This is a genomic window from Fervidicoccus fontis Kam940, assembly GCF_000258425.1.
GTDB lineage: Archaea > Thermoproteota > Thermoprotei_A > Sulfolobales > Fervidicoccaceae > Fervidicoccus > Fervidicoccus fontis.
Window position 1 is genome coordinate 1,053,775 of sequence record NC_017461.1, and the last position, 14,708, is coordinate 1,068,482.

13 protein-coding genes and 1 rRNA gene are annotated in these 14,708 nt (G+C 43.0%); 8 read left to right on the forward strand and 6 right to left on the reverse strand.

The genetic code is table 11. The features are described 5' to 3' along the window. Positions 1-314: 314 nt before the first annotated feature. Positions 315-827: a 50S ribosomal protein L16 gene (locus tag FFONT_RS05480; protein ID WP_014558241.1), complete on the reverse strand. Its 513-nt coding sequence runs from the start codon at positions 825-827 to the stop codon at positions 315-317. A gap of 69 nt (positions 828-896) precedes the next feature. Continuing rightward, positions 897-2,105, reverse strand: coding sequence for an aminotransferase-like domain-containing protein (locus FFONT_RS05485; protein ID WP_148683707.1), 1,209 nt, complete (start codon positions 2,103-2,105; stop codon positions 897-899). Between the two features lie 318 nt (positions 2,106-2,423). Between FFONT_RS05485 and FFONT_RS05490 the strand changes: the two genes are divergently transcribed. The 7 genes from FFONT_RS05490 (at position 2,424) to FFONT_RS05520 (ending at position 7,609) form a co-directional block, all read left to right on the forward strand. After that, entirely contained in the window at positions 2,424-3,785 is a 1,362-nt protein-coding gene (locus FFONT_RS05490) for an aspartate aminotransferase family protein (protein WP_014558244.1), read from the forward strand. 194 nt (positions 3,786-3,979) lie between these two features. Beyond that, positions 3,980-4,285 carry a 50S ribosomal protein L21e gene (locus FFONT_RS05495; protein ID WP_014558245.1) on the forward strand — a complete coding sequence of 102 codons (306 nt, stop codon included), beginning with the start codon at positions 3,980-3,982 and terminating at the stop codon, positions 4,283-4,285. 32 nt (positions 4,286-4,317) lie between these two features. Continuing rightward, a complete protein-coding gene (locus tag FFONT_RS05500) occupies positions 4,318-4,644 on the forward strand; it encodes an Rpb4 family DNA-directed RNA polymerase subunit (protein ID WP_014558246.1) in 327 nt (108 codons plus the stop codon). A gap of 96 nt (positions 4,645-4,740) precedes the next feature. After that, positions 4,741-5,424 carry a DUF655 domain-containing protein gene (locus FFONT_RS05505; RefSeq protein ID WP_014558247.1) on the forward strand — a complete coding sequence of 228 codons (684 nt, stop codon included), beginning with the start codon at positions 4,741-4,743 and terminating at the stop codon, positions 5,422-5,424. 7 nt (positions 5,425-5,431) lie between these two features. Then, positions 5,432-6,298 carry a 16S rRNA (adenine(1518)-N(6)/adenine(1519)-N(6))-dimethyltransferase RsmA gene (rsmA, locus tag FFONT_RS05510; RefSeq protein ID WP_014558248.1) on the forward strand — a complete coding sequence of 289 codons (867 nt, stop codon included), beginning with the start codon at positions 5,432-5,434 and terminating at the stop codon, positions 6,296-6,298. Then, a complete protein-coding gene (locus tag FFONT_RS05515; protein ID WP_148683708.1) occupies positions 6,247-6,909 on the forward strand; it encodes a HemK2/MTQ2 family protein methyltransferase in 663 nt (220 codons plus the stop codon). Before rsmA ends, FFONT_RS05515 begins: the two co-directional genes overlap by 52 nt. Continuing rightward, positions 6,899-7,609, forward strand: coding sequence for an RNA methyltransferase (locus FFONT_RS05520; RefSeq protein ID WP_014558250.1), 711 nt, complete (start codon positions 6,899-6,901; stop codon positions 7,607-7,609). The genes FFONT_RS05515 and FFONT_RS05520 overlap by 11 nt, the downstream gene beginning before the upstream one ends. Here FFONT_RS05520 and FFONT_RS05525 read toward each other — a convergent pair. The 3 genes from FFONT_RS05525 to FFONT_RS05535 are packed head-to-tail and all read right to left on the reverse strand — an operon-like array spanning position 7,593 to position 10,637. Next, positions 7,593-8,861, reverse strand: coding sequence for a tRNA pseudouridine(54/55) synthase Pus10 (locus FFONT_RS05525; protein WP_014558251.1), 1,269 nt, complete (start codon positions 8,859-8,861; stop codon positions 7,593-7,595). The genes FFONT_RS05520 and FFONT_RS05525 overlap by 17 nt on opposite strands. A 4-nt stretch (positions 8,862-8,865) precedes the next feature. Continuing rightward, a complete protein-coding gene (locus tag FFONT_RS05530; RefSeq protein ID WP_148683859.1) occupies positions 8,866-10,218 on the reverse strand; it encodes a signal recognition particle protein Srp54 in 1,353 nt (450 codons plus the stop codon). A gap of 20 nt (positions 10,219-10,238) precedes the next feature. Further along, a complete protein-coding gene (locus tag FFONT_RS05535) occupies positions 10,239-10,637 on the reverse strand; it encodes a translation initiation factor IF-5A (protein ID WP_014558253.1) in 399 nt (132 codons plus the stop codon). A 136-nt stretch (positions 10,638-10,773) separates the two neighbouring features. Between FFONT_RS05535 and FFONT_RS05540 the strand changes: the two genes are divergently transcribed. Continuing rightward, complete coding sequence (locus FFONT_RS05540; RefSeq protein ID WP_148683709.1) at positions 10,774-11,238, forward strand: ASCH domain-containing protein; 465 nt, start codon at positions 10,774-10,776, stop codon at positions 11,236-11,238. Between the two features lie 98 nt (positions 11,239-11,336). Here FFONT_RS05540 and FFONT_RS05545 read toward each other — a convergent pair. Next, positions 11,337-14,542: ribosomal RNA gene (locus FFONT_RS05545) — 23S ribosomal RNA — on the reverse strand. Positions 14,543-14,708 lie beyond the last annotated feature (166 nt).

Sequence of the window (14,708 nt, forward strand, 5' to 3'; positions counted from 1 at the left end):
TCCAACCTCTCCTCTGGGAATTACCCGTCATAGGAAAGAGCTTAGAGCCACTCCAGAGGCCTAGGTCAACAGAAAAAGACCCACAAAAACCTAAATAAACATTTATACACAAAACTGTTGAAAACCCTCATCTAGTGATCGGGAGCAACCCCTCATTCTTGATAAGACTTTCTCGATGCTTGTCATCAAAGAATAAAAAGCATAGGAGCTAATTAAATCTTCATACCAACCATGAATGGCGAGGCTTTAGTTGTATCTAAAAAATAATAAGCAAGTAATAATTTGATTTTAAATTTACTATATAAAGAAAAGGATCAATTATTCTTTGCGGGTTCGATTTTTATCATTGTTGGAAAAGGAATCTTAGAAGAGCAAACTTTCAAAGCTTTTTTTGCATGCTCTAGATGTTCCTTCTTAACCTTTACTACCAAGACGTCATAACCTTTGTATACTCTAACTGCTGTCCCAATAGGTTTTCCGAAGGAAAGCCTCATTCCATCCTGAAGTCTGTCTGCTCCAGCGAAGGCCATCATCTTATTTTCTCTCAGCACATGATGAGGATATCTGGTAACCTTCAGGTAGTAGTTTCCTTCGCCTACATTGGCAGTTAAATACTTATGAGCTGCAACTCTCATAGCTTCTAAAGCATTATGCCTAATTTGTCCATCTTCTAAAACTATTAGGGATAAAATGTAGTCCGCATCAAGCTTCGGATTTCCCATTTCGAATTTTGTAATTTTTGGCTGAGGTACTCCTGGTATATACTCCTTTCTTGTATATGGTGGAGAGCTGAAGTGTGTATAGCATCTAGCAGGTCGGATCGGCATTATAAACACCTTCTTTAAGAGTTATTGAAAAAAGAGGTTATTAAAATATTTGCTATTAAATTTAAAAATTCAGAAGCCTAGAAGTTCAGCTATGCTTGATATACCTTTTTCAATCTTTTCCGGTGGAACCATAGAGAAATTCAGCCTTATTACTTCTTTACCGCTATCGTCAGTATAGAAAGCTGCCGCCGGCACTACCGCTACTCCCTTCTTCTCCAAAAGCTCTTCAGCAAATGCATATCCATCCATACCCTTCTTCAACCATACCAAAATGAACATTCCAGCAATAGGCTTTGTGAATTTCAATCCTTTGAGCTTCTCTTCTATGCTTTTTATCATTATATCTCTTTTCATTTTATAATTTTCTAGTGCCTTCTTTTTCGCATCTTCAAAAATTCCCCTTCTTAATGATTCGATGACCAAGTATTGCATTGGCGTGGAAGCACACATATCAGTCGGTCCCTTGACCATTTTAATCAGGTCCATAACTTCGCTAGGACCCTCTAGCCATCCAATCCTTAAACCGGTTCCCAATATCTTGCTAAACGTACCGCTATAAATTACTCTGCCTTCTTTATCCATGCTTCTCAATGTCTTTGGCGGCTGTCCTTCGTATAAAAGATGGTTATATGCAGTATCCTCAACTAATATAAGGTCATATTGTGATGCTATTTCAAGAAGATGCTTCCTCCTTTCTTCTATCATTGTAACTCCGCTTGGATTCTGACCGGTCGGAATTGTATATACCAACTTTACTCTTTTTCTCTCTCCCTTTAGCTTTTTCACAGTTTTTTCCAGCTCGTCTGTAATCATTCCACTGTCATCAACAGGCACTCCAACAATTCTTGCTCCATACTGCTTCCAGTCAATGAGCGTATTTACATATGAAGGGCTTTCAGAAATAGCTATATCTCCTGCATCTAGAAAAATCCTCCCAAGCAAATCTAATGCTTGGCTTCCACCTATAGTAACGACTATTTTGTTAGGATCCGTCTTTACATCGTCATATTTTTTCATAAACTTAGCGATTTCTTCTCTGAGCTCAAATGCACCGTCTGCAGGAGTGTAATTTCCAACTAGCTCGACTTTTTCAAATACTTCCTTCATCAATTCTCCGAAGATCTTTCTTGGAAGAACCGAAGGATCTGGCTCTCCTGCTGCAAACGATATAACCTCTCTCTTTCTTGATAGGTCGCTGATTTTTGACATAATGGTTCTTATTGGTGATGGTTCGAAGAAATTAATTCTACTTGAGTATTTTGTATCATAATTTTGCATAAACTCACACCAAATTTTTCTATATTAATGATAATTATTAAAACTTTTCTTTAATTTATAATAAAGGTGCTGTATTATACTATTTTGAAAAATTTATCAATGTATTTTCATATCTTTTCTTTATCAAAATGGTTATATAGTATGCTTTTATCAGAATACCATTTTCTCTAGGTATACCTTCAATAAATATTTTGAATGGGACAGTTGAGTTTATAAAAATTATGTGAACGATAATGGGAATATAAAACACACATTTTGATAAGTATTAAAACTTAAATATTAATTAAAAAATAATTAAATAAAAAAGTAGTGGGGAATATGGAACAGGAAAAAAGAATTCTAAACGAAGAATTAATTGAAAAATATTGGAAGTATATAGGAGTAGGAATATCTTTCAAATATTTTCCAATAGTAATTAAAAAATCAAAAGGATGCAGAATTTGGGATATCGAAGGAAGGGAATACATAGATTTCTTGACTAGCGCTGCATCATTTAATATAGGACATACCAATGATGAGGTTGTAAAAGCTATAAAGCAGGCCATTGATGACATGATTGATTACGATCAATACTTGTATCATGAACCATCTATAAGGCTAGCAGAAATGCTAGTGAATATAGTGCCTGGTAGCTATGAGAAAAAAGTTTTATATGAGCTCAGTGGTGGAGCAGCAAACGACATGGCTTTAAAAGTTGCTCTTGCCTTTACAGGAAGAAAGTATATAGGCTCCTTTGAGGATTCTTATCATGGAACGCACTATCTTGTTCTTTCTAGCTCAGGCTCATTTAAACCAGAAACAAGGTACAAATATAACGCATACCCCTATGTATACTTCTTCAAGTATCCAGATACGTTCAGGAGACCGAGAGGTATTGAGCCTGAGGAGTATGGAGAGATACTCCTTGGAGAGATCGAGAGGACCCTCCAGGTGGATGCATATGGGAAGGGGTTCGCTGCTATAATATTTGAGCCTATACAGGGGGATGGGGGAGTCCTCGTGCCTCCTAAAAGCTTCATAGTAGGCCTCAGGAAGATCGCTGATGAGTATGGGATAGTACTAATAGATGATGAGATTCAGACAGGCTTCGGTAGGACGGGTAAGATGTTCGCAATTGAGCACTTTGGTATCGAACCAGATGTCGTAACTTTAGGAAAAAATCTCGGTGCTGGTTTTCCCATGTCAGCAGTTGTCGGGAGAAAGGAAATAATTGATTCAGGTCCTCCAAATACGTTAGGATCCAATGCGTCAGGTCATTACCTTGGAAGTATTGCAGCTATGGCTGGCATAGAATATATAATAAAGAACAGGCTTCATGATAGGGCTGAGCTCATGGGAGAGTACTTGATGAAGAGGCTGAATGAGCTCAAGGATGGGCACGAGATCGTTGGAGATGTCAGAGGGAAGGGGCTCATGATAGGGGTTGAGATCGTTGATGATAAGGATAGCTTGAAGCCTTCGAGCAAGAAGGCGCAGAAGATCATATGGAGGGCATATGAAAATGGCCTGATAATGATGACCTTCGGGAAGTACGGGAATGTATTGAGGATAGCCCCTCCCCTCACGATCGAGAGAGAGGAGATCGATAAGGCAGTAGAGATTATGGAAAAAGCTATATCGGATGTGGAGAAGGGAAAGGTCGGAGATGAAGTTCTGAGCAAGATGGTCGCTTGGCAGTAATACAAATGATCAAACACAAAATGCTTTAATCTTTACTTTTTAATAAAATGCTGTTTGTTTTTAAATAAACTCGTTATGAAAGATTTATAATCTCAATTTATTTTATTCTTTTAGTGATTTGCCTATTTGGAAGGGAAAATATTTTTAGCAAAAATTTGTCACATTTAAAATGATTTTAAGGAGGATGTGTAAAATTGGTTAAAGCACCTAAAGGCTACAGGCACAGGACGAGAAAGCTCTTTAAAAAGGACATCAGAGAAAGAGGAGGAGTGCCATCTCTCAGCCTTCTTATGATAAAATATAATGTAGGAGATAAGGTAATGATATATATTAATCCATCAATACATAAAGGAATGCCGCATAGAAGGTTTCATGGAAGGACCGGCGTAATTGTTGGTAGAAGGGGAAGGGCATATATAGTAGAACTTTATGAGGGTAGTGTAAAGAGAACGCTTTTTGTTAGACCAGAACATATAAGACCGCTTACAGTAGCGGCTTAATTTTAATTAAAACTTTATAGAGGATGTAAAATTTGCCAAGGATTATTGTAAGCAAAGAATACCTATCCAATTCTCAGCTTGAGGAGCTTTTGAAATCATCAAGCTTTGATAAAGATTCCATAATAATAAAGAAAGTAGAAGAGTATCTTAGTGCTGTAAGGAAATGCAAAGCTGAGAACATTAAAGAAATTTTGGAAGAACTAAAAAAACTGTCAATACCTGAAGAACTCGCAGTGATGATAATAAACGTACTTCCAACAGAAAGCGCAGAATTAAGAGCATTATTGCCACAGCAGTATCAGTCATTGCCTTCTGAAACTGTGGAAAAGGCTGTAGAGATAGTAAGTAAGTGCTTTTGAACTTTATGGTATTCAAATTGTGTATAACATTAATACTAATATACTTAATTTTCTAATATATTTTATAACGCAAAACAATTATGGAAGTGATGATGTTTGTCAAATGAAAGAGAAGGTGACAGATACTTTTATGGCGAAGCAAAAAAGAAAAGAGAGATACCTGATGATGTTGCTGTCGTCTTAGATTTTCTCCCTCACGGAAATCCGTTTGACAAACATGTTGAACATAGAAGAGTACCGCTGGCACAGGTAGTTGGCTATAAATATTTCACCCTATTTGAGCTAGTAGTCCCTGAGGGAGAAAATTTTGAAGTGGGTGAAAAGATATATGCGGGTCCAGACTATGTTGGAAAAGGTCCAATCAAGTCGATTTTCGGTCCTATATCTTATGAGGACTTAACAACTGTAGCTAAAGAAAATCTCGTGTCAGTACTTTCACAGATAATTAAAGAAAATGAGAAATACTTCTTGAAGTTTTTTAATAATGCTGGATCAATAACACTGAGAATGCACATGCTTGAATTGTTGCCTGGAATAGGAAAGAGGACTTTAAATGTTATGCTAGATGAGAGGAAGAGAAAGCCGTTCGAATCATTCGAGGATATCGTTCAAAGACTTACTATAAGAGGCGTTAAGATTCACAACATTGAAAAGGTTATTGCCGAGAGGATTGTAAAAGAGCTTATTGGAGGGGAGAGGTATTATCTTTTTATAAGACCAAGTCCTAATGAATCCCAGGCTGTATATTTAAGAATTTTAGACGAAATTTATAGGGAATGAATTTATAATGGAAAGAACCAATGAACATAAGGTTTTTTTCTTCTCCCCAATTGAATTAAAAAATTGGACGATACATTTCATAAAGGAAGCAGGGATTAAGCCTAAAAAAAAGCTAAGCCAGAATTTTACAATTGATCCTAACTACATTGAGACTTTCATAAAAGAGCTCTCTCTAATAGATAACCTTGAATGGATGGTCGAAATAGGGACTGGGATAGGGACTTTAACCAAAGCTGTGTCTTATGCTTTTTCATCATCAAATATAATCACGATCGAAAAGGATGCAAGCTTATTTTCGATAATTTCAAGTATAATAGAGGAGAGAAACGTTTATCTGATTTTGGCAGATGCATTGGGCATAGTTCCGAGCATAAAAACAAGCGTAGTTTTTTCAAGCACTCCATTTTCAATAACTTCTCCCATTATCATAAAAGCTTGCAGAAATAATAATATAAAAAACATGATTTTAGGAATGCAAAAAGAAGTTGCTGAAAGGCTTGTCGCTGCAACTGGAAGTAAAAGCTATGGAAGGCTCTCCATTTTAGCTCAGCTGTTATTTGAAATTAGGATAGTTAGAAGCTTCACTCCCAAGAGCTTTTTTCCCGAGCCAAAAGTCTCTGTGAGCATTGTTTCTTTAAAAAGGAAGAAGAACTATGATACCAAGGTTCATTTTTTACTTGAAAAGTTAACTTCATGCGTATTTTCGCAGAGAAATAAAAATTCCAGAAAAGTATTTAAGCAATGCTTAGAAACCTTAAAGTTAAATTGCATCGATTATATAGAAAAGTTACTTGAAAATAAAAGGGTGAGGGAGCTATCTCCATGGGAAATGGAAGAAATTTCGAGGAGATGTGCAGAAGTAACAGAAAGGTAAGATGGGGATATTTCCTCTGCATTCCAGAAGGGGTTTATGATCCAAGCGACGACACATATATGATATTGGAGTATTTAAGCTCTCACCCTGAGATTGTTAAAAATAAAAAAGTTTTAGATATAGGAACAGGTAGCGGGATCATTGCCCTTCATTCCTTAGTGCTTGGAGCGAGCGATGTCGTTGCTACTGATGTGAATTGTTTAGCTTCATATTCGACATGCTTGAATTTAAGCAGCTTTGATAAGCAGCAAGAAAGGTTCAGCGTAGTTATTGGTAACAAGGTGACTTTTTTGAGGTCGAGATCTGGCTTCGATACAATCATAATAAACCCACCTTATCTACCAATTGAGCCTAAAAATGCTAACGATCCCTTTGAGCTACAATGGGCTGGAGGAAAAGAAGGAATAGATTTTTCTCTTTCTATATTAGACGAGATACCAGAAATTTTAAGCAGCGGCGGAACGCTTTTGTTAGTTTCTTCATCTCTAGGTAATTTAGAGATTCTGTATAGGAAAATGAGCGAAATAGATATGAAGTTTGGCATCGTTTCGAGCAAGAGCTTCTTCTTCGAAGACTTGTACTTAATAAAAGGGGAGAAAAATGGATATTAGACTTGTGCTTGTAGGTATCGAAGGTGGAGCAAACTTAGGAATGATAATGAGGCTGGCTGAAAACTTCGAGGTAGACGATGTCGTTCTCGTTTATCCAAGAGAGCTCGATATGGATGAGGCCAGAAGATTTTCAGCAAAAGCGGTAGGCAGATTAGACAATCTAGTAGTTTATAAAAACCTGGATGAAGCTCTCTCTCCATGTGATGTCAGAGTATGCACTACAGCTAAGTTCAGCCTGGATGGTGATATTTTAAGAAGCACGATCCCCTCCTATGATCTGCCCTCTTTTCTTGAAAGATATAAAAAGCCGTGTATCGTATTTGGAAGAGAAAGCTCAGGTCTCACTAGAGATGAGCTTTCGAAGTGCGATTTTGTGTCAACAATTCCTTCGTCTTCAGAGTACTCAGCTCTGAATTTGGCAAATTCGGTATCAATATATCTTTATGAGATATACAAGTCCAAAAGAAAAAGGGATCTGGTAAATTTAGCCGAGAGAGAAGAACTTGAGCAAGCCGTAAGCATATTCGGCGATATAGCTTCAATGGCATTAGGAGATGAAACAAAAATAATGAGGGCAAGAACAGCCATGAGGCATGTGCTATTTAGGTCATCTCCATCAAAGCCAGAAGTTAGAATATTGACGCATGTCCTCAGAAGAGTTAAAAGGAGGATCGAGGGAAGCTCTACCAAACAACCTTGACCACATCAAGCTCGATACATTGCACACTCTTTCCGAGTATTTCAGAGAAGTTCGGCTTAGTTCTTCCATTATCACCAGAAATCAGCTCTTTTATATAAAGCCCCCCGTCCGTCTCTATCAACCCAATCAATACCCCGGAAAAAGCGTGCAAGCTTATATCGTATACTTTTTTCCTCCTTGCAACATCTTTTCTCCTCACAAGAACTCTTGTAGGGGTTCTCTGCTCAATTACCTTTCCCTTCAGCTCTCTTACTATCGTATCAGCATCTTTCTCATTGAGGGGTACATCGCCTGCTACAACTATTCTGTAAATCTTTCTTTTCTTTGAGTCAAGCTCTTTTATCTCTCTCACATCCTTCCTTTTCCCCTTTTCTTCAAGTATGAAAATTCCGTATGGATTTTTATTTACTAGCCAGCTGATGTAGCTAAGCGGCACTCTCCTGGTTCTTGGATCTTTTATCTCAACTACCATAGGCCTTCCCCAACCGAGCATCCTCACATCAACGTCCTCTCTTCCAGAGGCATGAAGTAAAACCTCCCCCCCATAAAACTCACTGAGAACGGAAAGCATTCCTTTAACAGAAAGTTGTTGTTTTTTGTCATCATCGAACCACTCTACTTGGCTTATGTTCCTCCCAGCTTTGATATATCTTCCTTTAATGAACAGAGGCATCACTTTTACTCTCAGATTCTCACTTTTCAAATCAATGTAAATAACTGCGCCTGGATCTGTGAAACCTGCATCTATACCAGTAGAGCTGGTAATCAGCTTTCCAACTTCTCTCCTCAGCTCAGACTTTATGGATTCAGCTGTGTCTATTGAAAACTCTCTGAGAAGCTCATCCTCTTTGGTTTCTATTTCTTTTGAACCTGTAATTCCAACGACAAAGGACTCTACAGATTTTTTCTTTAATATGGGCACAGCTTCTTTATACAGGCTCACCCATTTCTTTAATTTGCCACCGCATAAATAGCATTCACCAGTCCTGCGTTTAATATTAACCTCTTCGAGCGTCTTATCAAACTCCGGACCTAAAGATTGAGAGATGGCTTCCAGCTTTTTTCCCGCCTCCTCTTCACCACTCTTAAGTTTTTTTATTAGCTCCATCGCAATTGCTATTTTTATTGCCTTTCCTCTTTCTTCATTAGTAAACCCCTTTAGAAAGGAGGAGAACATCCTTCCCAAACATGAGTCGCATAAAGGATATTTTTCCATTATGCTTATCGCTTTGCTTAATACTTCGTTCTCCAAACTTCTATTCCTCCTCTAAGAATTCATCTGCTCCTCCAAATTTTTTAAGAAGAGACTTCCTTCTTTTCAACTGCTTTAAGAGCTTTTTTATGTAGTTGTAATAATTCAAAAGCTCTCTAACGTCTTCCTGTGCCACTCCAGCACCTATTGCGATCCTTCTTATCCTTGACTTCTCTCTTTCAAGAAGCTCAGGTTTTTCCATTTCTTCATATGTCATGCTGTTAATTATATTAAGCCACATGTCCATTTTCTTTTCGCTCACTTTTAGAGCGCCCTCGTCTTCTGGTAATGACATGCTCAATCCAGGTATCATTCTAAGTATTTTTCCGATCGGCCCCATGCTCCTGATCTGCTTTATTTGCTTATAAATCAGCTTCATATTGAGGTTACCGCTCATTAAAGAATCCGCCATTTCTTCAAGCTCGTTTTGGCTCATGGTTGAATATACTCTTTCCAATATTGCCTCTATGTCGCCCATTCCCAGGATCCTTGAAGCAAAGTTTTTAGGTCTAAAAGGCTCAATTTCATCGACCTTTTCTCCAGTTCCCACAAATTTTACTTTCGCGCCTGTGGCTGCAATCGCTGATATTGCGCCTCCGCCTTTCGCAGTGCCGTCCAGCTTTGTAATTATTATTGAACCTATAGGTGTGGCTTCATGGAACTTCTTCGCAAGATCATAAGCCTTTTGACCGATTGACGCATCCAATACTAAGATGACTTCGTCAGGCTTTACAGCATCTGCTATTGCCTTCATCTCGTCAATAAGTTTGCTTTCCTCACCGTACCCATGTCTTCCAGCAGTATCAATAATTATTATTTCTGCCTTTTTTGATAGATGGTACTCTAGTCCCTTTCTGCTTATCTCTGCGGGATCGTTCAACCCCTTATCTCCCCAAAACTCAACCCCAACTTTTTCTGCCAGTTGCTTCAGCTGCTCATATGCTCCAGCCCTGAATGTGTCTGCAGCTATCAGCCCTACTCTATATCCTCTATTTTTATAGTACCAGGCTAGCTTTGCCGCAGTAGTAGTCTTCCCGCTCCCCTGGACTCCTACAAGCATTATCACATAAGGCTTTTTTTTCGGCAACACGTTAAGCTCTTCTTCTCCTCCTAAGAGCGATATGAGCTCTTCATATACAATTTTAATGAACCAGTCTCTTCTGCTCACTCCTTGCGGTGGCTTTTCCTCTAGAGCCCTCTTCCTTATTTTGCTCGTAAATTCAAAAACCACCTTTACATTTACATCAGATTTAATTAAGATCCTCTGGAGCTCTCTTATAAACTCCTCTACGCTCTGCTCATATGGAGAAGTAGATGAAAGAAACTTTTTAATTGCTTCCTTTATTCCCGAAAAAATGTTGCTCAAATCTGTTACCCTTATCCTCTCATCCTAACAATTATCCTCTGTCCCATGACCTCCCAATATTCTACTTCTTTTCCAGGAGCTATTTTGCTCAGCAGTTCTGGGTCATTTGGCTTTTGAACCTCGAAGGTTTCATAGCTTTCCATATCCATAAGTTGATAGGAATTTCCAAGGTCTGCAATGACTTGAGCAACTTTCTTCTCAATTATTGGTTGCTCTACTCTCTGATCCACCGGCGCTGTCAAAGTCCTTTTATTTCCAGTGAAAAGTCCTATGGCGACAACATGAGCCTTAGCGCTCCCGTGCTTCCCCGTTTTAGCTTTTGTTATCTCCACAACCCTGCAAGGCTCATTTTCTATGATGATGTATGTTCCTATTTTCACATCTCCGAGGGATATGTAGTTTATACTCATATGAAACCACCTAAAATATTTAAGACATTTTTCAATTAATAAATAAAAACTATAGCTAAAAAAGACTTATAAATACCTACTTTTCATTTTTAAATTGTTTTCTCCACAGACGAAAGCTCTTCAAAAGGCGATGTCTTTGGAGAGTATATATATATTTTCAATAAGACCTGAATATGCAGAAGCAATTTTCTCTGGAAGAAAGAAGTTCGAGCTCAGAAGAGGAAAAGGAAAGGATCTGATCAAGGGAGGTCTTGCTATAGTATATGTCAGCGGGAGGGTCAAAGCAATCTCAGGTGAATTTACGATCGGACGAATTATAAGAGGTCCTCCAGAGAAAATATGGAGATATGTGAGGAAGAAAAATGAAAAGGGTATATCTCCTGAGTCGTGGAAGTTTATAGCAGGAGCAAAAACTGCAATTGCCATTGAAGTATTATCGCCAAAGCTATATGAAAAGCCAGTCAGTTTAAGGGAAATCAGGGAAGTACTACCTACATGGACTCCCCCCATGGGTTACTCAAAAATCAATAAAAATGAACCAATTTATCAGATATTTCTCTCAAAACTCCTAACTTCTAAAGAAGTTAAAACTGAGAATTAAATTCTGTGCCGAGTATAGGAGTCCCAGGCTTAACCCTGAGCGAATCCTGAAAAGCTGCGCGCTTTTTGTGATATGCGCAGCTTTAGGTCCCAGGAGAGAAGCAAGCGGCGTCGGGCTTTTAGTAACGGCAGGCTCACTCCTCGGGAACAAGTCCCTCGGAGCTTACACCCCCGTCCTATCAAGCCCGTCTTCTACGGGGGCCCTCCATCCGTGCGAGTTTCCCCGCACGGAATGGCCGTCTCGTCTCGGGGCGGGCTTCCCGCTTAGATGCTTTCAGCGGTTATCCCTAACGGCGTGGCTGCCCGGCATTGCCCTGCCGGACAACCGGTAGACTAGAGGCCGCGATGCCCAGTTCCTCTCGTACTGTGGGCATCTTCCCCTCAGACGGCCAACGCCTCCCGTGGGTAGAGTCCAACCTGTCTCACGACGGTTTAAACCCAGCTCACGATCCCCTTTAATGGGCGGGCAGCCCCACCCTTAGAGGCTGCTGCACCTCTAGGATGGGAAGAGCCGACATCGAAGCAGCAAACCGCGGGGTCGATGGGAGCTCTCGCCCGCGACGACTCCGTTATCCCCGGGGTAACTTTTCTGTCATGCCCGGCCCCCACCAGTGGGGGCACGAGCGTTCGCTAGGCCTCGGTTTCCCGTCCGAACCCGTTGTTATCCGGGGTTCGGTCAGGCCGGCTTTTGCCCTTGCACTCTACAGCGGGTTTCTGACCCGCTTGAGCCGACCTTTGGGCACGCGTGTTATCTTTTCGCGCGCGTGCCGCCCCAGCCGAACTGCCCACCAGGTGCTGTCCCCTGGATACCCAGGGTAAGTCCTACGGGAGCGAGAAGGTGGTGTTTCAGGATCGGCTCCCCTACCCCCGAAAGGGTAGGATCGACGCCTCCCACCTACGCTACGTTCCCACTCCCATAGGACAACATCTGGCTGCAGTAAAGCTCCACGGGGTCTTCTCTCCCTACGGGAGGTTGCTGGACTGTGAACCAGCTTATAGATTCACGGGGGCGCAGGCCGGGACAGTAGGGACCTCGTTGATCCGTTCATGCGCGCCGGAACTTACCCGGCAAGGCATTTGGCTACCTTTCTCCCGGGAGCTCCCGCCTTTCAGTTAAGTATGAATCAATAATTGCGATTTTTTTTAAGGTTTTCTTTTTTTAATAAGCTCTATTTCATACTTAATATCTTTTTGAATTTTTATGTTTTCCTAGGCGAGATACTCCCGTTAAGAGAGTCAGAGTTACTCCCGGCCTTCAGCGGCGCTTCGCCCGGTTGGACCCGGGGTTCACGGACCGCCAGTGGCCAGGATTCACCCACCGTACAAACCTTTACAGGCTAGCGGTGAGCTATGTTTTTATTAAACAGTCAGGTCCCTCTAGGCACTGCGACCTATGGACCCAGGTTTCTGCCCAGGTCCACAGGCACCCCTTCTTCCGAAGATACGGGGCTAATTTGCCGAGTTCCCTGGCCTGCGCTGACCCCCAGACGCCTTGGGCTTCTCACCCTGGGGCACCTGTGTCGGTTCTCGGTACGGGCGTGGAGGATCGTTCTCAGCTCCCTTTTCATGGGTTCCAGGGATCGGCTGAACCTGCACTAGGCAGGCCATTCCCCCCTTCTACCGGTTCTCACCTTGACGGTACTTCCCGGTATTCGGCAGGTTAGCAGGGGCGGCTACCCCTGTCAGCCTACCCCGAAACGTCAGGAGCTGAGCTTTGCGTTGCCGCGATGCCTACCTCCACGGCACAGGAATATTAACCTGTTTCCCTTTTGCGAGCGCCGTGTTACGGGCTCGCTTAGGACCGGCTGACCCTCGGCCGACGACCGTTGCCGAGGAACCCTGGCCCTTTCTGGCGGAGGGGATTCCCACCCCTCTTCGCTGTTACTACCACCGGGATCCGCACTCGGAGCGGGTCCATCGGACCTCACGGCCCGACTTCTGCCCCACCCCGACGCCCGCCTACCGGATCACCTCTGCAATGCAGAGGTGCCCCGAGGTATCGGCGGCTGGCTTAGCCCCGACCAATCTTCGGGGCCCTCAGCCTCGGCGGGTGAGCTGTTACGCACTCCTTAGAGGATGGCTGCTGCTGGGCCAACCTCCCCGCTGTCTTAGGCTGAGGACGCCCTTTAGATGGCACTTAGCCAGCACTTTGGGGCCTTAACCTCGGTCTGAGTTGTTCCCCTCTCGGCTCCCAGGCTTACCCCTGGGAAACCCCACTCCCACCTTCTTCGGCGGCCACAGGTTCGGAGTTTGACTGGAAGTCGTAGCCTTTCGGCTACTGCACTTCCAATCAGTAACTCTACCCCATGGCCTACCTCCAGTGAGGCTGGGCTGAGACCCACTTCGGCGGGAACCAGCTATCACCGGGTTAGATTGGTCTTTTGCCCCTAGACGGGGGTCAGGGGAACGAATTGCACGTCAGAACCCTTTCGAGCCTCCACCGAGGTTTCCCTCGGCTTCGCTCTGCCCCCGCCTAGATCACCCGGTTTCGGGTTTCACGGCTGTGACTCCAGGCCCTTTGGGACCCCGTCCCTCACCGGAGAACCGGTTGCGGACTTGTCGGTTTCCCTGAGCCTTCGGGGGTTAGCCCCTTAAGCTCGCCACAACCGTGAACTCCCCGGCCCGTGTTTCAAGACGGAAGATGCAACCCCGATCGCTTCTCCTCGTACTCACGGATCACTCCGTTTTCCTTTGGAGAAGTTCATTTCTTTCGGGCTGCATCCGGTGTAACCGCCTGGTTTCAGGCTCTTTTCACACCCCTCTCGGGGTCCTTTTCAGCTTTCCCTCGCGGTACTTGTCCGCTATCGGTCTCGGGACGTATTTAGGTTTGGAAGCTGGTGGCTCCCTGCTTCCTACGGCCAAACCGGGCCGTAGTACTCTAGCTTCTGGCGAAAGCCACCTCGGTTTTGCTTACGGGACTATCACCCTCTGCGGTGGGGCATTCCAGCCCACTTCAGCTACCGAGGCTCGGCTTTCTGGCTTTTAACCAGCCAGAAGCTCTCAACACCACATCTCCCTCTACTTATCATAGAGGGATTTGGTTTGACCTCTTCCCCTTTCGGTCGCCCCTACTCAGGGAATCCCGTTTGGTTTCTCCTCCTCCCCCTACTAAGATGTTTCCGTTCGGGGGGTTCCCGCCCGGTTATCCGGGCACTGCAGGCTATTAACCTGCAGTAGGAGTTCCCATTCGGGAATCCCGGGTTCTACGGCTGCATGCGCCTCACCCGGGCATATCGCCGCTTGCCGCGCCCTTCTTCGGCGCCCGAGCCGAGCCATCCACCAGGCGGCTTAAATGCCGCTTTCCTGGGGACAGGATCCGCCCATTAAGGCGTCTGGGACTCCTATACTCGGCACTCATCGGTGAATGCACGTCTCATTCACCTGTGCCACTTCACCTCGGACTTTCGTCCGAAGTTGCATTGTAGCGATAGGTCATATCATTCCCCTTTCGAGAGCAACTTTTCACTCTCC

Bases quoted from the DNA above. Each gene is read 5' to 3' on its own strand.
- FFONT_RS05480 (WP_014558241.1), bottom strand. From the start codon at position 827: ATGCCGATCCGACCTGCTAGATGCTATACACACTTCAGCTCTCCACCA.
- FFONT_RS05520 (WP_014558250.1), top strand. From the start codon at position 6,899: ATGGATATTAGACTTGTGCTTGTAGGTATCGAAGGTGGAGCAAACTTA.
- FFONT_RS05490 (WP_014558244.1), top strand. From the start codon at position 2,424: ATGGAACAGGAAAAAAGAATTCTAAACGAAGAATTAATTGAAAAATAT.
- FFONT_RS05515 (WP_148683708.1), top strand. From the start codon at position 6,247: ATGGGAAATGGAAGAAATTTCGAGGAGATGTGCAGAAGTAACAGAAAG.
- FFONT_RS05485 (WP_148683707.1), bottom strand. From the start codon at position 2,105: ATGCAAAATTATGATACAAAATACTCAAGTAGAATTAATTTCTTCGAA.
- FFONT_RS05535 (WP_014558253.1), bottom strand. From the start codon at position 10,637: ATGAGTATAAACTACATATCCCTCGGAGATGTGAAAATAGGAACATAC.
- rsmA (WP_014558248.1), top strand. From the start codon at position 5,432: ATGGAAAGAACCAATGAACATAAGGTTTTTTTCTTCTCCCCAATTGAA.